Source organism: Streptomyces blattellae (assembly GCF_009709555.1).
GTDB lineage: Bacteria > Actinomycetota > Actinomycetes > Streptomycetales > Streptomycetaceae > Streptomyces > Streptomyces blattellae.
This window is the reverse complement of record NZ_WJBG01000242.1, coordinates 18,359-34,971: the sequence shown is the minus strand read 5'-3', so window position 1 is coordinate 34,971 and position 16,613 is coordinate 18,359. Positions and strand designations below refer to the sequence as shown.

The following is a 16,613-nucleotide window of genomic DNA, read 5'->3' as shown; positions in this document are numbered from 1 at the left end:
GGCTCTCTCCGGGGATCATCGGCGGCCCTCAGACGATCGGGTCATGGACGGTGACGAGCTTGGTGCCGTCCGGGAAGGTCGCCTCGACCTGGACGTCGTGGATCATCTCGGGGATGCCTTCCATGACGTCGTCCCGGGTGAGCAGCTTGCGTCCGGAGGACATCAGCTCGGCGACCGTACGGCCGTCACGGGCGCCCTCCAGGATGTGCGAGGTGATGAGGGCGACCGCCTCGGGGTGGTTGAGCCTGAGCCCGCGGGCCCGGCGCTTCTCGGCCACGTCGGCCGCCACGTGGATGAGCAGCCTCTCCTGCTCGTGCGGGGTCAGTTGCACGTCCCACCTCACCTCCTCGCTCCGGACCGTGCGGGGCCCGGTTGCCGCGGCCACCGGGCAAAGTGCCTGGTGGCGTGGAGGGGCAGGCTAGTTGGAAGGAGTTTCAGGCACGTTAACCCGGGCTGTGATCCATCAGGCTTCGGACCGCGCGTCCCGTGCGCCCATCAACGCCCGCAAACCGTCCTGGAGGAATTCGACGGGGGCCGGACCGAGCATCGTCTGCTGGATGATGAACCCCTGCGCGGCGGCGATCATGGTCCGCGCGACATGATCCGCGGGCACGTCTCGCGGCATCATCCCGGCGTCCTGGTATGCCTCGACGATCCGCCCCCAGGCCAGGCGAATCGCTTCGAACCCCTCGATCATGACGGCGGCCAGGTCCTTGTTGCGCAGCGACTCCGCCCAGACCTGGATGATCAGCCGCGAGAAGACCGGCTCGCCGTCGACGGCCAGATGGGCCCTCGCGCCGAAGGTCCGGCCGAGCACCGAACCGATCAGGACGTCCGGCGGCGGGGGCGGCACCTGCTCGGTGGCCGCCTCGAAGGACATCCGAACCTCCCCGAGCACCTCAGTGAAGATCGCGGCGATCAGCTCGTCCTTACCGCTGAAGTAGCGGTACACCGCACCGGCCGAGAGATCGACCTCCTTCAGCACATCCTGCATGGACGTGGCGTGGAAGCCGTTGCGCGCGAAGCAGCGGGCGGCGCCGTCGAGGATCTGACGGCGTCGGGCGTCGAGGTGTGCCTGGGATACACGGGCCATGTCCGCAAAGTTAAAACGAGCATTCCTTCTTGACAAGGCAACGGCGCCCGGAGACGCTGGCGGCATAATAAAAACGAACGATCCTTCTTTTTGACGCCCGTGCCGACCCGAGGGGAATCGCATGCCCACCGTCACCGACACGCCCTCCACCGTCACCGCTGAACCCGCCGCCTTCGCCGCCCCAGTCACCGTCACCGACACACCCGCCGGCCGCTCAGCGGCAGCCCCGCCGCGCACCCGCCGCCTGATCGCGGTCCTCGTGCTCGCCCCCGTCCTCGCGGCACTGGCCCTGTGGGCCTTCGCCTGGCCCGCCGCCCGCACCGCGCCGCACGACCTGCCAGTCGGCGTGGCCGGGACCGCCGCCGCGACGACGCAGATGGAGGAGCGGCTGGCGCACCAGGAGGGCTCGTTCGACGTCCACCGCTACGCCGGTGAAGCCGACGCCCGGCACGCCATCGAGGACCGGACCGTATACGGCGCGATCGTCGTCACCCCCGAAGGCACCGAACTGCTGACCTCCACAGCCGCGAGCCCGGCCGTCGCACAGGTCCTCCAGCAGGCGTCCGCCGAGCTGAACCCGGTCCGGACGGTCGATGTCGTGCCCGCCCCCGAAAACGACCCACGCGGCGCGGCCTTCAACGCGAGCGTGCTGCCGCTCGTGATGGCCGGTATGGCGGCCGGCGCGGTGGTGACGTTCCTCGGGCTGCGCGGCCTGCGGGCCGTGGCCACGCTGATCGGCGCCGCCGCCCTGGTCGGCATCACGGCGACCGCGATCGCGGACAGCTGGCTGCACGTCCTCACCGGTGACTGGTGGGCGGAGGCCGGCTCGCTGGGTCTGGCGACGCTGGCGGTGAGCGGTGCCGTCGCCGGACTCGCCGCGCTGATCGGTCGCGCCGGGGTGGGGGTCGCCGCCGGCGTGATGATGCTGTTCGGCAACCCGTGGTCCGGGGCCGCCTCGGCGCCGCAGATGCTGCCGGAGCCCGCCGGGACGATCGGACAGTTGCTGCCGCCCGGCGCGGGGACGACCCTGCTGCGCTCGGTGTCGTTCTTCGACGGCGCGGCGGCGACCGGGCCCGCACTGACGCTGACCTGGTGGGCGGCGCTGGGCCTGGGGGCGGTACTGCTCGGGGGTGCGGTCAAGGGACGCACGAAGGGGGACATGCCGAAGAGGGACGTGCCGAAGAGGGACGTATCAAAGGGGGATGTATCGGAGGGGGGCGTGCTGAAGGGGGCGCGCGAGCTTTCGCCGGTCGGCTGACAGCGCCCCGCCAGGGCGCGGGTCGTATCGATATGTGACTCCGGCGCGATGGGGGTCCCCCGCTCATGGGGGTCCCCCCGCTCTGGCGAAGTCGAGAGTCGGGGAGCCTCCAGCCCTCCAGCGGAGCCCTAGCGGAGCGCTTACGTCTGATCGGCCCCCCGGTGCTCCGCCGCGATGCCGAAGCGCTGCCGTTCACGGGGAGCCGGGGCGAGTTCGCGGACGGCGGAGACCGAGCTGATCACCTGCTCGTCCGCGGGTTCCTTGAGTTGTTCGAGTCGTTCGAGGTCGGCGGCGGAGACAAGGGCGACGAGAGGCTTGCCGTGCCGCGTCACGACGACGCGCTCACCGCCGTACACCACCTTGTTGATCAGGTCGGCGAGCTCAGCCCTGGCTTGCGTCACCGGAATCTCGTAGGCCATGCCCCCAGCTTACGGTGACCCCCTCACGCTCGCACCGTACGTCCTGTACATTTTATACAGAGACAGCTCTGCCGAGGAGGGGTTCGCCATGACCCGACCGTCCGCCCGCCATGTCCTGCCCGAGTTCACGGAGCGCACCAGCTTCGGGCAGAAGACGATGGACCCGTACTCGAAGCTGCTGGAGGAGCGGATCGTCTTTCTCGGCACCCCGATCGACGACACCTCGGCGAACGACGTGATGGCGCAGTTCATGCACCTTGAGTACCAGGCCCCGGACCGGGACATCTCGCTCTACATCAACTCCCCCGGCGGCTCCTTCAGCGCGATGTCGGCGATCTACGACACGCTGCGGTACGTCACCTGCGACGTGGAGACGATCTGCCTGGGCCAGGCGGGCTCGTCCGCCGCCGTGCTGCTGGCCGCGGGCACACCGGGCAAGCGATTCGCACTGCCGGGAGCGCGCATGGTGATCCATCAGCCGGCGCTGCCCGAGCCGATCGAGGGACAGGCCAGCGATCTCGCCATCTACGCCGAGGAGTTGATGCGGACCCGGGCCCGACTGGAGGAGATGCTCGTGCGGCACACCGGGCGCACGCACGAACAGGTGAGCGCGGACATCGAACGGGACAAGATCCTCACCGCCCAGGAGGCCCTGGACTACGGACTGGTGGACCGGATCATCCCCAGCCGCAAGTCCACCATGGCTCCGCCCACCGGGAAGTGACCGCGGTGCTCCCGCCCGAACTCCCGCCGCTGCCCGCCCTCACCCGCGCCGAGGGCGAGCTGATCGACCGTTACCTCGATGTGGTCGATCTGCTGGGCCGGATCAACCCGGTGCACCACGGGGACACCTACCGCGGACTGCGCGCCGCCCAGGCGTTGGTGACCCGGGCGGCCGAACTGCGCGACGCGCTGGCACTGATGCACCAGCGGGGCGAGACCGAGCTGCACGGCCCGACTCTCACGCGGGCGCTGCGCGTGCTGGACGGCGAGCGCCGCACGGCGCGCGTCATCGTGCCGCCGCGCTCCGACAGTTGACCGACCCCGCCTTCGGTCCGGGCTCTCGCCACGACCGCGAGACGTCCGGGCCGGATCTGAAACGGACCAAATGACGTACCGCTGTCCGGAGTAGATGTTTGTAATTTTTTGGGACTGCCAGGCTTGCGCAACCCGCTTGCCTCCGGGGCCGATGAGAGGTTTTCGCGCTGGTCCGGGGCCCTGCGCGGCCCGGGACATCCACTCGAACACAGAGGTGTCCACCCGAACGGGTGAGTGGTGAGTAACGCCACAAATCCCCGATTCCATTGGGTTTTTCGCTCACCCGTGAGTGAAGATCCCTGTCTGACGACAAGCCCCCGCCACAACGGCGGGGCGATCCGGGCGGACGCCGAGTCCTGCCGCCGCCCGGATGACCGGTCGACAGAAGTGGATCGGCAGGAGTGGAGGACCCAAGCACGACGGGTCGCCGGAACGGTCACGCCATGACCGGGCCGAGCAGTCCTTGGGGTGAAGCCGCGTCAGCGGCCGGGCAACTTCGCCAGCCCGAATCCGACAGGTCATCCTTCACAGGCGGCTGACGAAGGGTTGCGCATGACTGCGCTCAATCGTGTCCCGTCGCTGATGGCCCGGGCCGGCACGGCCTCGGCTCTCACCCTGGCCGCCGTGGGCGGCTCCGTCGTGGTGCCGGGTCTCTCCTCAGATGCCGCGGCTGCGACTCCGGCGACGAAGGCACTCCAGGTCGCGGCCTCCAAGAAGGGCGCCCCGTACAAGTACGGCGCCACGGGGCCGCGCCGGTTCGACTGCTCGGGGCTGACGCTGTACTCGTACAAGAAGGCGGGCAAGAGCCTGCCGCGGACGGCGGCTCAGCAGTACAACAAGACACGCCACATCTCGGCCAAGAGCCGCAAGGCCGGAGACCTGGTGTTCTTCCACTCGGGCTCGAACGTCTACCACGTCGGCCTCTACGCCGGGAAGGGAAAGATCTGGCACGCCCCGAAGACCGGGGACGTCGTGCGACTGCAGAAGATCTGGACCAAGAGCGTCTGGTACGGCCGGGTCAAGTGACCTGAGCGACGCGGTGACGGCGTCCTGACGCGCCGTCACCGCGTCACCCCAGCGATCCGGGAACGAGCAGCACACCGAGGGCCGTCGGCGCGACGCCCTCGACCACGCGGGCGGGAACGCCGCCGACGCCGGGAGCGCCCCCCAGCTGGAACGGGAGGCGGGCCCGGCACATCTGATTTCTAAGGCTCCTGCTGCACCGCCGTCGTCGTCACCGGCCGCGCCGGTACCGTCCACGGCAGTTCGATGGAGATCGTCTTGCCGCCCTCGCGGGTGGGCCGGATTCTCAGCTTGCCGCCGAACTCGGCGGTCAGCCAGCGAATGATGACGAGGCCGCGGCCGTTGTCCTGCTGGACGGCCGCGGGCAGCCGTTTGGGGAACCGCGGATGGCTGTCCGTGACGCCGATGCGCAGGTGTTCGTCACGGTCGAGTTCGATGTCCACCGTGAAGGTGGGTGACTGCCCGAAAGTGTGCTGTACGGCGTTGGTGGCGAGTTCGGAGACGATGAGGCGGAGGGTGTCGGCCAGTTCCGTGTCGGCCGGCAGTCCCCATTCCGCCAGGGTGCCGACGACGTAGGTGCGGGCCGCGGAGACCGAGGCGGGATCGCTCGGCAGAGTGACGGATGCTTCCAGATGGTCTGCCATGGCGACGTCGTCCCTTTCCCACGGGACCGCAGTCCGACACGGAGCGGAGGGTTCGAGTACGGTCCCGGACTGGTGCTTCGTCGCCAGACTGCCATCACCGGGCCGGTCACGGGTGCGATCCACCAAGATATGCATATATCTGTCGCTCGAAGCGGTGAACTCTGCGACGGCAGACCGTATTTGGGCGGCCCGGAAGGAGTAAGGAGGAGCCCATGCAGCACGGTCCCGCGGTACGCCGCCGAAAACTGGGTGCCGAATTGCGCACGCTGCGCACCGGCGCCGGGCTCACGAGCGGCGAGGCGGCCCGGCTCGTGGGCTGGCACCAGTCCAAGGTGAGCCGCATCGAGACCGGTTCGAGCGGGGTGAAACCGGCCGATGTGCGGTTACTCCTGGACGTCTACGGAGTGGCGGATCCCCAACTGCGGGAGTTGCTCCTGGTGTTGGCGGGACAGGACGACACTGCCGGGAGGCACCACTGGTGGCATGCGTACCGGGGCGTGCTGCCGCCGACGTACCGGGATTTCATCAGCCTGGAGTCCCAGGCCAGCGCGATGCGCACGCTGGAGACCTCCGTCATACCGGGACTGTTGCAGACGCCCGAGTACGCGCGGGCGGTGACCCGGGCCGCGGTGGGCGGACTGGACGAGGACGCGGGCGACCGGCTGGACGCGCTGGTGGAAGTGCGCCTGGCCAGGCAGGACGTGCTGCGCTCGCAGCCGCCGCTGGAGCTGAGCGCGGTGCTCGACGAGGCGGTGCTGCACCGGGAGATCGGCGGGCCGGACGTCATGGCGCGGCAGTTGAAGCGGCTGATCGAGGCGGCGCGCTACCCCCAAGTGCGGCTTCAGGTACTGCCGTTCGCGGCCGGTGCCCACATCGGCATCACCGGTCCTTTCGTTATCTTCTCATTTTCGAGCACTTCTGATCTGGATGTGGTTGTTCTGGACCACTTGACGAGTAGCCTCTATCTCGAACGGAAAGAAGACCTCCAGGCCTACACCGAGGCCTTCAACACCCTTCAGTTCCACGCCCTTTCGCCCGACGACTCGTTGGATTACATCGCCGCGATTGGTGACAGCGTGTAAGGAGGCACCATGTCTGCACTGCCTCGGAACGTACCTTCCAGTACCCGACTGCACGCCGTGCGCTGGCTGCGCAGCAGCTACAGCACGGGTGCGAACAACTGCGTCGAGACGGCCCGGCCGCTTTCCGGCCCGGGGGCCGGGCTGCTCGCCGTGCGCGACTCGAAGGACCCGGCCGGGCCCGCGCTGCTCTTCTCCCCCGAGAGCTGGGCGGGATTCACGGCCGCGTTCCGGTGATCGCCCCTGCCCCGCGACCCCTCTGAATCAGTTCACGCGACGCACGGCCATGTCACGCCGACTCATGGTCGCGTCTCGCCGATCACTCCCACAGCGCGCTCGACCTGGGCCTCGGAGAGGTCCGCGCGGGCGGTGAGCCTCAGCCGTGAGATGCCGTCGGGCACGGAAGGAGGACGGAAGCAGCCCACGGCGAGACCCGCCGTACGGCAGTCGGCCGCCCACCGCACGGCACCCTCCGGGGACGGCGCGCGCACGGAGACGACCGCGGCGTCCGGACGTACCGCTTCCAGACCCGCGGCGGTCAGGCGCGCGTGGAGTTCGCGTGCCACCGCACGCGCCCGCGCCGCCCGCTCCGGCTCACGGCGCAGCAGCCGCAGCGCCGCCAGGGCCGCCCCCGCCGCGGCGGGGGCCAGACCGGTGTCGAAGATGAACGTTCGGGCCGCGTTGACCAGGTGCTCGATGACCCGGGCGGGGCCGAGCACGGCACCGCCCTGGCTGCCGAGCGACTTGGAGAGCGTGACCGTCACCACGACGTCGCCCGCGCCCGCGAGACCCGCCGCGTGCGGGGCGCCGCGGCCGCCGTCGCCGAGGACACCGAGGCCGTGGGCGTCGTCGACGACCAGACCGGCGCCGTGCTCCCGGCACGCCGTGGCGAACTCGGTCAGCGGGGCGGCGTCTCCGTCGACCGAGAAGACCGTGTCGGACACGGCGACGGCGGGGCCGTCATGCGTCCGGAGCGCCTTGCGCACGGCGTCCGGGTCGGCGTGCGCGACGACCTGGGTGCTACCGCGGGCCAGTCTGCAGCCGTCGATCAGCGAGGCGTGGTTGCCGGCGTCGGAGACGATCAGTGAGCCGTGCGGCGCCAGGGCGGTGACGGCGGCGAGGTTGGCCGCGTAGCCGGAGGAGAAGACCAGGGCCGCCTCGAAGCCGCAGAAGTCCGCCAGCTCGCGTTCGAGTTCGGCGTGCAGCGCGGTCGTGCCGGTGACCAGGCGGGAGCCGGTGGCGCCGCCGCCCCAGGCGCGGGCCGCGCTGGTGGCCCCCTCGACCACCTCGGGGTGGCGGGCCAGGCCCAGGTAGTCGTTGCTCGCGAGGTCGAGCAGCGGAGAGTCGGCGGGGCGGGGCCGCAGGGTCCGTTCCAGTCCGGCGCGGCGGCGCAGCTCCGCCTGTTCGTCGATCCAGCCGAACGCCATGACTCCTCCGGGACATTTGTAGGCAGTGCACAGACAGTAGTCGCACGACCAGCCACCCAGGATGTGGCAATACCCACACAGCCAACCGGCTCTGTTGTGGAATCTCTCCTTGGCCCGGGGCGCTCCCGTAAGACAGGATCGGACCTCATGGACCTGCTGAACACGCTGGTGGACAAGGGGCTTCGGCGCGAGCTGCCGACCCGTGAGGAAGCACTGGCCCTCCTCGCCACCTCCGACGACGAACTGCTCGATGTGGTGGCCGCGGCCGGCAAGGTGCGCCGCCACTGGTTCGGCCGACGGGTGAAACTCAACTATCTCGTCAACCTCAAGTCCGGCCTGTGCCCGGAGGACTGCTCCTACTGCTCCCAGCGGCTCGGCTCCACGACCGGGATCCTGAAGTACACCTGGCTCAAGCCCGACGAGGCCTCGCGGGCGGCAGCCGCGGGGCTCGCCGGGGGCGCCAAGCGGGTCTGCCTGGTGGCGTCCGGGCGTGGTCCGACCGACCGGGACGTGGACCGGGTCGCGGGCACCATCAAGGCGATCAAGGAGCAGAACGAGGGAGTCGAGGTGTGCGCCTGCCTCGGCCTGCTCTCCGACGGCCAGGCCGAGCGGCTGCGCGAGGCCGGCGCGGACGCCTACAACCACAACCTCAACACCTCCGAGGCGACGTACGGCGACATCACCACGACCCACACCTACGCCGACCGCGTCGACACCGTGCAGAAGGCGCACGCGGCCGGGCTGTCCGCCTGCTCTGGACTGATCGCCGGCATGGGCGAGTCGGACGAGGACCTGGTCGACGTCGTCTACTCCCTGCGTGAGCTGGACCCGGACTCGGTTCCGGTCAACTTCCTGATCCCGGTCGAGGGCACCCCGCTCGCCAAGGAGTGGCACCTCACCCCGCAGCGCTGCCTGCGGATCCTGGCGATGGTGCGGTTCGTCTGCCCGGACGTCGAGGTGCGGATCGCGGGCGGCCGTGAGGTCCATCTGCGCACGATGCAGCCGCTCGCACTGCACCTGGCCAACTCGATCTTTCTCGGCGACTATCTGACCACCGAGGGCCAGGCGGGCAAGGCGGACCTGGAGATGATCGCGGACGCCGGGTTCGAGGTGGAGGGCACGGATCACGTGACGCTGCCGGAGCACCGGGCGGGCGGTGGATGCCACGAAGGGGCCGGAGCCTGCGGTTCCGCCCCCGAGGCACCTCAGGTCAGCCATCAGGTCGGTCCGCAGGTCGGTCCGCAGGTCGGTCCGCAGGTCGGTCCGCAGGTCAACGAGGCCCGCACGGACCTCGTCGCCGTACGCCGCCGAGGGGCCGGAACGGACCTCGCGCCCAATGCCTGACCTGACCGTCCCCGAACTGCTGGACCTCGACCGGCGGCACGTCTGGCATCCGTACGGGCCCATGCCGGGCGCGGTGGAGCCGCTCGTCGTGGAGTCGGCGAGCGGGGTCCGGCTGAAACTCGCGGACGGCGCGGGCGAGCTGATCGACGGCATGTCGTCCTGGTGGTCGGCGATCCACGGCTACAACCACCCCGTGCTCAACGAGGCCGCGCTCGAACAGCTCGGCCGGATGAGCCACGTGATGTTCGGCGGGCTCACGCATGAGCCCGCCGTACGGCTCGCGAAGCACCTTGTCGACATGTCACCCGACGGTCTGGAACATGTCTTCCTCGCCGACTCCGGGTCGGTGTCGGTCGAGGTGGCGGTCAAGATGTGCCTGCAGTACTGGCGTTCGCTGGGCCGCCCGGCGAAGCAGCGCCTGCTGACCTGGCGCGGCGGCTATCACGGCGACACCTGGCAGCCGATGTCGGTGTGCGATCCCGAGGGCGGGATGCACGAGCTGTGGACCGGCGTGCTCCCGCGCCAGGTGTTCGCCGACGCGCCGCCGGCGGCGTACGACGAGTCGTACGCCGACCGCCTGCGCGCGCTGATCGAGCGGCACGCCGAGGACCTGGCCGCGGTGATCGTCGAGCCGGTGGTGCAGGGCGCGGGCGGGATGCGGTTCCACTCCCCCGCGTATCTGCGGGTGCTGCGTGAGGCGTGCGACGCATACGGTGTGCTGCTCGTGTTCGACGAGATCGCGACCGGGTTCGGGCGGACGGGGGCGCTGTTCGCCGCGGAGCACGCGGCGGTGACGCCCGATGTGATGTGCGTCGGCAAGGCGCTGACCGGCGGCTATATGACGATGGCGGCGACACTGTGCACATCGCGGGTGGCCGAGGGCATCTCGCGCGGCGAGGTGCCGGTGCTGGCGCACGGCCCGACGTTCATGGGCAACCCGCTGGCCGCGTCGGTGGCCTGCGCCTCGATCGAGCTGCTGCTCGGGCAGGACTGGCCGGCGGAGGTCAAGCGGATCGAGGCGGGGCTGCGGGAGGGGCTGGCCGAGGCCGCGACGCTGCCGGGTGTCCAGGACGTAAGGGTCCTCGGCGCGATCGGGGTCGTCCAGCTCGACCACGCGGTGGACATGAAGGCCGCCACGTCGGCGGCCGTGCGCGAGGGCGTGTGGCTGCGGCCGTTCCGCGATCTCGTCTACACGATGCCGCCGTACGTCACGGGTGACAGGGACGTGGCGCGGATCGCGCGTGCGGTGTGCGCGGCGGCGCGGGAGGGATGACATGCCGGTCCTGGTGATCACGGGCACGGGCACGGAGGTCGGCAAGACCGTCACGACGGCCGCCGTCGCCGCCGTCGCGCTCGCGGCCGGACGGTCGGTGGCCGTGCTGAAGGCGGCGCAGACGGGCCTACGACCGGACGAGCGCGGGGACGCCGACGAGGTCGCGCGGCTCGCGGGCGCCGTGACGGCGGTCGAGCTGGCCCGGTATCCCGACCCGCTGGCGCCCTCGACGGCCGCACGACGGGCCGGACGTGCGCCGGTGCACCCGCACGACATCGCCGAGGCCGCCGCCAAGCTGGCCGCCCAGCACGATCTGGTGCTGGTGGAGGGAGCGGGCGGGCTCCTCGTACGGTTCGACCCGGCGGGCGGCACCCTGGCGGACGCGGCACGGCTACTGGCGGCGCCGGTGCTGGTCGTGGCCTCGGCGGGCCTGGGCACGCTGAACACGACGGAACTGACGGCACGCGAAATCCGGTCCCGTCGGCTGGACTTGGCCGGAATCGTGATCGGCAGCTGGCCCGAAGCTCCCGACCTGGCATCCCGCTGCAACCTCGCGGACCTGCCGATCGTCACCGACGCCCCCCTGCTCGGCGCGCTCCCCGCCGGGTCCGCAGCACTCGACCCCGCCGACTTCCGCACGGCGGCCCCTACTTGGCTGGCCCCACGCCTGCACGGCATGTGGGACGCGGAGACGTTCCGGGTACGGGAGGCACCCTGACCCAGGGACCGCCACCTGGGGCATCCGGCATGCGGGAAGCGCCCCGATCCAGGGGAATCACCTAAGCACCCGGCATGCGGGAAGCGCCCCGACCCAGGGCGCTATCCGGGCGACCCACATGCGGGAAGCACCCCGACCCAACGCACCATCCAGGCCACCCCCCACATGCGGGAAGCACCCCGACCCCAGGCGCTATCCAGGCGACCCACATGCGGGAAGCGCCGTGAGCCGCGAGGCCTGACGGGCGGCGGCTCCGCGTGTGGGGACGCCATGAGCCACAGTCCGCCTTGCCGCCGGTGATCCGGGGCCCGTGCCGCACATGCCCCAGCAGGGTGAGACGGGTCGTCGGGTTCGCGGGGCGCGCGCGGGGGACAATCGCGGTAGGGCAGTCGTCCACCCGGGAGGTCGCCATGCCGCAACGGCCCGTCACCGGCTCCGGCAAGGTGTCACGGGACGCCATGCACCATCCGCTGTTCGCCCGGTACTACGCCCGTATCAGCGTCACCGCGGAGACCCGCATGGGGATGGGTGCCGTGCGCGACCGCATGCTGACCGGGCTGTCGGGGCGGGTGATCGAGATCGGCGCGGGCAACGGCCTGAACTTCGCGCACTATCCGAGCACGGTCTCGGAGGTCGTCGCCATCGAACCGGAGCGCCTGCTGCGGCAGTTGGCGGTGGAGTCCGCCCTGCGCGCCGAGGTGCCGGTGGATGTGGTGCCAGGTGCGGCGGAGGCGTTGCCGGTCAAGAGCGAGGCCTTCGACGCGGTGGTGCTGTCGCTGGTGCTGTGCAGTGTGCGGGATGTGCCGCGGGCGCTCGGCGAGGCGCGTCGGGTACTGCGGCCCGGCGGTGCGGTGCGGTTCTTCGAGCACGGCCGGGGCGGCGGCCGGATGATGGGCTTCACCCAGCGCGCGCTGGACCGCACGGTGTGGCCGCGGCTGAGCGGCGGCTGCCATCTGGCCCGGGACCCCGTCGCCGGACTGCGAGCCGCCGGGTTCGAACTCGGCCCGTACCGGCGGGTGCTGATGCCGGAGAACGGGCCGACGCTGCCGACTTCGTACTGCGTGCTGGGCACGGCGTGGCGGCCCCGGACCGAGTCATAGGCTCCACTGGCGCAGTTCCTCCGCGATGTCCTGGACCGTCGCCTCGCCGCTCTTCACCAGCCGGGCCAGGTCGCGGACCTGCTCGGGAGAGGTGACGACCTTCAGGCCGCTGGCGACGAGGTAGGCGTACGCGACGGCGGAGGCGAACAGGGCGTTGGAGCGCTCCAGCGCGGGCACGTGGATCAGCAGTTGCAGCAGCGCGGCGGCGCGGGCCTGCGGGCTGTCGTAGACGGGGACGTCGAATATCTCGGCCTCATGGCGTGCGACGGCGGCCACGAGCGCGCCCCAGTCGGTGACCTGGGGGTCTCCGGGCGTGTTCTGTTCGGCGAGCATGAGCAGCCAGGCAAGGTCGATTCTGAGATCGCTCAACGGATCAGCGGCGACCTTCGCGTGTGCCCTCACGGTCCGAGCCGAACTCCTCGGCGAACACGGACTCGTACTGCTTCATGAAGTCGGCGGCGGCCTCCACGAAGGTGTGGCCGACCTCCCCGGTGTCCTGTCTGACCAGTTCTTCTATGTAGCGGTTGACGCTCATGCCGCGGGCCAGGGCACGTTCGCGAGCCGCGCGGGCGGTGCCTTCGTCCACGCGTACGTTCAGCTGGGTCTTCGCCATACGTCAAAGCTAGCGCCGAAACGCTAGCGGCGGCAAGGGCTCATCCCCTGGGTGGAGAGCGGCCGGACCCCAAGGGGGATACCGAGTGTGTGCTGGATCACATTAGGCTCGGGCCTGACGACGAAGTCGTTATGTCCTGAATCGATCTCCTGAACCGAGGAGGCAGCCTTGTCCCCTTCCGCTGTGGAGCACGCCTCGGCCGACGGGATCGCGGCCCGCGCCCGCGGTCTGACCAAGGGATACGGCTCGGGCGAGACGGCGGTGCTCGCCCTCGACTCGGTGGACGTGGACATCACGCGCGGCCGGTTCACTGCGGTGATGGGGCCGTCGGGCTCCGGGAAGTCCACGTTGATGCACTGTCTGGCGGGGCTGGACACCGTGTCGGCAGGACAGGTGTGGCTCGGCGACACCGAGATCACCGGGCTCAGGGAACGGGAGCTGACCCGGCTGCGGCGGGACCGCATCGGGTTCATGTTCCAGTCGTTCAACCTCATCCCGACGCTGAACGCCGCCGAGAACATCACGCTGCCCATGGACATCGCGGGCAGGAAGCCCGACGAGAAGTGGCTGGACCAGGTCATCGACACGCTCGGGCTGCGGGACCGGCTCACGCACCGGCCGTCGCAGCTGTCCGGCGGCCAGCAGCAGCGCGTCGCCTGTGCCCGCGCGCTCGCCTCCCGACCCGAGCTGATCTTCGCCGACGAGCCCACCGGCAACCTCGACTCGCGGTCCGGTCTGGAGGTGCTGGGCTTCCTGCGCGACGCCGTCGACGACCTCGGGCAGACGGTCGTCATGGTCACCCACGACCCGGGCGCCGCCGCCCACTCCGACCTGGTGCTCTTCCTCGGCGACGGGCGGATCGTCGACGAGATGGAGCGGCCCACGGCGGAGGCGGTCCTGGAACGGATGAAGCGGTTCGATGTGATCCGCAGCCGGTACGACGACGCCGCGCCTTCCCCGGAGGACTGATCCCGTGCTCAAGGCCACGCTCCGGAGCTTTCTCGCCCACAGAGGTCGGCTGCTGCTGTCCGCGCTGGCCGTGATCCTGTCCGTGGCGTTCGTCGCGGGCAGCCTGATCTTCTCGGACACCCTCAGCCGTACCTTCGACCGGCTGTTCGCCTCGACCGCGGCCGACGTCACCGTCAGCCCCAAGGAGAACCTCGACGAGGCACTGCCCTCCGGATTCACGGCCACCCTGCCGGCCTCGCTCGTGGACCGTGCGGCCCAGGTCGAGGGAGCCGAGTCGGCCCGCCTGGACGTGGACGTGGACGGCATCACCGTCGCCGACGAGAACAACGAGTCGGTGGGCCCCACCACCGGTGCCCCGACGATCGGCACCAACTGGAACCCGACCGGCCGCAGCCCCGTCGAGCTGACGTCCGGTCACGCCCCCCGGGGGCCGAGCCAGGTCCTGCTCGACGCGGACACCGCCGACAGCAAGGACGTGGCGATCGGGGACACGCTCACCGTCATCGCCGCGCCCGGCTCCTTCAGGGCCGAGGTCGTCGGCATCGCCACGTTCACCACCACCAACCCCGGTGCCGCACTCGTCTTCTTCGACACCGAGACCGCGCAGACCAGGCTGCTGGGCGACCCGGACGTCGGCACCGGCATCTCCGTGGACGCTGCGGACGACGTCAGCGACCCGCAGCTCAAGAAGCGCGTGACCGCCGCGCTGGGCGCGGACACCTACGACATCCGGACCGCCGACGAGCAGGCCGAGTCGGATGTCGAGCAACTGGGCGGCTTCCTCGACGTCATCAAGTACGTGATGCTCGGCTTCGCCGGGATCGCCGTCCTGGTCGGCGTGTTCCTGATCGTGAACACCTTCTCGATGCTGATCGCCCAGCGCACCCGTGAACTGGGCCTGCTGCGGGCGCTCGGCGCGGATCGGCGCCAGGTGCGCCGCTCGGTTCTCACCGAGGCGCTGCTGCTCGGCCTCGTCGGCTCCACGCTGGGCCTGGCCACCGGCATCGGACTCGCCGCCGGGCTCATCGAACTGATGGGCCTGCTCGGCATGAACATCAGGTCCGCCGACATGGTGATCGGCCTGGCGACGCCTCTCGCGGCGTACGTCGTCGGCCTCGGCGTCACCTTCGTGGCGGCCTATCTCCCGGCCAGGCGCGCGGCGGGCGTCTCGCCGATGGCGGCGCTCGCGCACGCCGAGGTCGCGGAGGTGGGCCGGCCGGTGCGGGTGCGCGTGGTGGCGGGCGCGGTCGTGGGGGCGCTGGGCGCGGCGGCGCTGGTGGGCTGTGCCACCGCGGGGGAGGCATCCTCGGCGGCCTCCCTGCTCGGCCTGGGCGTGGTCCTGACGCTCGTCGCGACGGTCATCGCGGGCCCGCTGCTGGTGCGTCCGGTGATCCGGGTCCTCGGCGGTGCCTTCCCGGCGCTGTTCGGTTCGGTCGGCCGGATGAGCCAGCGCAACGCCCTGCGCAACCCCCGCCGTACCGGGGCGACCGCGGCGGCTCTGATGGTCGGGCTCGCGCTGGTCGGCGGGATGTCGGTGGCAAGCGCCTCGATCACAAAGTCGTTCGACGAGCAGATCGACAACACGCTCGGCGCCGACTTCGTCGTACAGAACAGCAATTTCGTGCCCTTCCCCGAGGAACTCACCAACCGGGTGGAGGACACGGACGGCGTCGGGCTCATCGTGCGCTCACGGCTCACACCGGTCGCGGTGAGCCTCCCGGACGGGGACCGCGTCGAGACGACGGCCGGGGCGTACGATCCCCGGCTCGACGACGTCGCCAACATCACGTACGCGCAGGGCGACACGGCGGCGGCGCTGGCCGACGGGCACCTCGCCATGGACCGGGACTTCGCGCGGGACCACGGCGTGCGCGTCGGCAGCACGATCCCGGTCGAGTTCCAGAGCGGACGCACGGCCGGCCTGACGGTGGGCGCGCTGACCGACCAGGACTCCGCCGAGGGGTTCGGGATGCAGGGCGGACTGTACTTCGGCATGGACACGCTGGAGCTGTACGCGCCCGGCGCGCAGGACTCCGCGGTCTATGTGAACGCCTCCCGCGGCACGAGCGCCGACGAACTGCGCACGGACCTGGAGACGACCCTCGACGCGTATCCGCAGGTGGACGTCCGGGACATCGCTGACTACAAGGAGCTGGTCCACGACCAGATCGCCGTCCTGCTCTACCTCGTGTACGCGCTGCTCGGGCTCGCGATCACCATCGCCGTGCTCGGCGTGGTCAACACCCTTGCCCTGTCGGTCGTCGAGCGGACCCGGGAGATCGGCCTGCTGCGGGCCATCGGACTCACGCGGCGCCAGCTGCGCCGGATGATCCGGCTGGAGTCGGTGGTGATCGCGGTGTTCGGCGCGGTCCTGGGGCTCGCCCTGGGACTGGTCTGGGGCGTGTGCACCCAGCAGGTGCTGGCACTGCAGGGCATGACGGCGTTCGCGATCCCGTGGACCACGATCATCGCGGTGGTCATCGGCTCGGCGGTCGTGGGTGTGATCGCCGCCCTGCTGCCCGCGTTGCGTGCGTCCCGCATGAATGTGCTGGCGGCCATCGCGCACGAGTGACGGAATCCTGGCAGGCGCGCAAGGCGCTTCGAGCCGAGGAGAG

General features: G+C 70.6%; 20 protein-coding genes and 1 riboswitch. Of the genes, 12 read left to right on the top strand and 8 right to left on the bottom strand.

What is annotated here, in order from left to right; all coding sequences use genetic code 11:
• Nucleotides 1–28: 28 nt before the first annotated feature.
• The gene (locus tag GFH49_RS35620; RefSeq protein WP_028808600.1) at nucleotides 29–331 is read right to left on the bottom strand and encodes an urease subunit gamma; all 303 of its coding nucleotides are present in this window, start codon (nucleotides 329–331) and stop codon (nucleotides 29–31) included.
• 132 nt (nucleotides 332–463) lie between these two features.
• Nucleotides 464–1,093 (bottom strand): TetR/AcrR family transcriptional regulator, encoded by a 630-nt coding sequence (locus GFH49_RS35615; protein ID WP_155060186.1) that lies wholly within the window; start codon nucleotides 1,091–1,093, stop codon nucleotides 464–466.
• A 121-nt stretch (nucleotides 1,094–1,214) separates the two neighbouring features.
• On the opposite strand from GFH49_RS35615, the gene GFH49_RS35610 reads away from it, so the two are divergent.
• Nucleotides 1,215–2,351 carry an ABC transporter permease gene (locus GFH49_RS35610; protein WP_230396687.1) on the top strand — a complete coding sequence of 379 codons (1,137 nt, stop codon included), beginning with the start codon at nucleotides 1,215–1,217 and terminating at the stop codon, nucleotides 2,349–2,351.
• A 140-nt stretch (nucleotides 2,352–2,491) separates the two neighbouring features.
• Here GFH49_RS35610 and GFH49_RS35605 read toward each other — a convergent pair whose 3' ends face one another.
• The gene (locus tag GFH49_RS35605) at nucleotides 2,492–2,770 is read right to left on the bottom strand and encodes a type II toxin-antitoxin system Phd/YefM family antitoxin (protein ID WP_155060185.1); all 279 of its coding nucleotides are present in this window, start codon (nucleotides 2,768–2,770) and stop codon (nucleotides 2,492–2,494) included.
• Between the two features lie 88 nt (nucleotides 2,771–2,858).
• On the opposite strand from GFH49_RS35605, the gene GFH49_RS35600 reads away from it, so the two are divergent.
• The 3 genes from GFH49_RS35600 to GFH49_RS35590 all read left to right on the top strand — a co-directional run bounded on the left by GFH49_RS35600 (nucleotide 2,859) and on the right by GFH49_RS35590 (nucleotide 4,834).
• Entirely contained in the window at nucleotides 2,859–3,494 is a 636-nt protein-coding gene (locus GFH49_RS35600; protein ID WP_155060184.1) for an ATP-dependent Clp protease proteolytic subunit, read from the top strand.
• Between the two features lie 5 nt (nucleotides 3,495–3,499).
• Nucleotides 3,500–3,808 carry a hypothetical protein gene (locus tag GFH49_RS35595; protein WP_155060233.1) on the top strand — a complete coding sequence of 103 codons (309 nt, stop codon included), beginning with the start codon at nucleotides 3,500–3,502 and terminating at the stop codon, nucleotides 3,806–3,808.
• Between the two features lie 369 nt (nucleotides 3,809–4,177).
• Nucleotides 4,178–4,357, top strand: a riboswitch (cyclic di-AMP (ydaO/yuaA leader).
• A 3-nt stretch (nucleotides 4,358–4,360) separates the two neighbouring features.
• Nucleotides 4,361–4,834, top strand: a complete 474-nt coding sequence (locus tag GFH49_RS35590) for a C40 family peptidase (RefSeq protein ID WP_155060183.1) — start codon at nucleotides 4,361–4,363, stop codon at nucleotides 4,832–4,834.
• Between the two features lie 43 nt (nucleotides 4,835–4,877).
• Here GFH49_RS35590 and GFH49_RS41125 read toward each other — a convergent pair whose 3' ends face one another.
• Entirely contained in the window at nucleotides 4,878–5,006 is a 129-nt protein-coding gene (locus GFH49_RS41125; RefSeq protein WP_268867541.1) for a hypothetical protein, read from the bottom strand.
• Nucleotides 5,007–5,013: 7 nt separating this feature from the next.
• Complete coding sequence (locus tag GFH49_RS35585) at nucleotides 5,014–5,475, bottom strand: ATP-binding protein (RefSeq protein WP_155060182.1); 462 nt, start codon at nucleotides 5,473–5,475, stop codon at nucleotides 5,014–5,016.
• Nucleotides 5,476–5,687: 212 nt separating this feature from the next.
• Here GFH49_RS35585 and GFH49_RS35580 point away from each other — a divergent pair, with 212 nt between their 5' ends.
• Nucleotides 5,688–6,557: a helix-turn-helix domain-containing protein gene (locus tag GFH49_RS35580; protein WP_155060181.1), complete on the top strand. Its 870-nt coding sequence runs from the start codon at nucleotides 5,688–5,690 to the stop codon at nucleotides 6,555–6,557.
• A 9-nt stretch (nucleotides 6,558–6,566) separates the two neighbouring features.
• Entirely contained in the window at nucleotides 6,567–6,791 is a 225-nt protein-coding gene (locus tag GFH49_RS35575) for a DUF397 domain-containing protein (RefSeq protein WP_155060180.1), read from the top strand.
• A 62-nt stretch (nucleotides 6,792–6,853) separates the two neighbouring features.
• On the opposite strand, the gene GFH49_RS35570 is transcribed toward GFH49_RS35575, so the two are convergent.
• Entirely contained in the window at nucleotides 6,854–7,981 is a 1,128-nt protein-coding gene (locus tag GFH49_RS35570) for an 8-amino-7-oxononanoate synthase (RefSeq protein WP_155060179.1), read from the bottom strand.
• Nucleotides 7,982–8,128: 147 nt separating this feature from the next.
• Between GFH49_RS35570 and bioB the strand changes: the two genes are divergently transcribed.
• From bioB to GFH49_RS35550, 4 genes are all read left to right on the top strand, one after another.
• On the top strand, nucleotides 8,129–9,325 hold the full coding sequence (bioB, locus tag GFH49_RS35565) for a biotin synthase BioB (RefSeq protein WP_155060178.1): 1,197 nt from the start codon (nucleotides 8,129–8,131) through the stop codon (nucleotides 9,323–9,325).
• Nucleotides 9,318–10,598 (top strand): adenosylmethionine--8-amino-7-oxononanoate transaminase, encoded by a 1,281-nt coding sequence (locus GFH49_RS35560; RefSeq protein WP_155060177.1) that lies wholly within the window; start codon nucleotides 9,318–9,320, stop codon nucleotides 10,596–10,598. Before bioB ends, GFH49_RS35560 begins: the two co-directional genes overlap by 8 nt.
• Nucleotide 10,599: 1 nt before the next feature.
• On the top strand, nucleotides 10,600–11,316 hold the full coding sequence (gene bioD / locus GFH49_RS35555) for a dethiobiotin synthase (protein ID WP_155060176.1): 717 nt from the start codon (nucleotides 10,600–10,602) through the stop codon (nucleotides 11,314–11,316).
• Nucleotides 11,317–11,726: 410 nt separating this feature from the next.
• On the top strand, nucleotides 11,727–12,416 hold the full coding sequence (locus GFH49_RS35550; protein ID WP_155060175.1) for a class I SAM-dependent methyltransferase: 690 nt from the start codon (nucleotides 11,727–11,729) through the stop codon (nucleotides 12,414–12,416).
• Here GFH49_RS35550 and GFH49_RS35545 read toward each other — a convergent pair.
• Both GFH49_RS35545 and GFH49_RS35540 read right to left on the bottom strand, forming a co-directional pair.
• The gene (locus tag GFH49_RS35545; protein WP_155060174.1) at nucleotides 12,411–12,785 is read right to left on the bottom strand and encodes a fic family toxin-antitoxin system, toxin component; all 375 of its coding nucleotides are present in this window, start codon (nucleotides 12,783–12,785) and stop codon (nucleotides 12,411–12,413) included. The genes GFH49_RS35550 and GFH49_RS35545 overlap by 6 nt on opposite strands.
• Before the next feature lie 4 nt (nucleotides 12,786–12,789).
• Nucleotides 12,790–13,029, bottom strand: a complete 240-nt coding sequence (locus tag GFH49_RS35540; protein WP_155060173.1) for a toxin-antitoxin system HicB family antitoxin — start codon at nucleotides 13,027–13,029, stop codon at nucleotides 12,790–12,792.
• A 168-nt stretch (nucleotides 13,030–13,197) separates the two neighbouring features.
• Here GFH49_RS35540 and GFH49_RS35535 point away from each other — a divergent pair, with 168 nt between their 5' ends.
• Together GFH49_RS35535 and GFH49_RS35530 are read left to right on the top strand one after the other, a co-directional pair.
• Nucleotides 13,198–13,998 carry an ABC transporter ATP-binding protein gene (locus tag GFH49_RS35535; protein ID WP_155060172.1) on the top strand — a complete coding sequence of 267 codons (801 nt, stop codon included), beginning with the start codon at nucleotides 13,198–13,200 and terminating at the stop codon, nucleotides 13,996–13,998.
• A 4-nt stretch (nucleotides 13,999–14,002) separates the two neighbouring features.
• Entirely contained in the window at nucleotides 14,003–16,570 is a 2,568-nt protein-coding gene (locus tag GFH49_RS35530) for an ABC transporter permease (RefSeq protein ID WP_155060171.1), read from the top strand.
• Nucleotides 16,571–16,613: the final 43 nt, after the last annotated feature.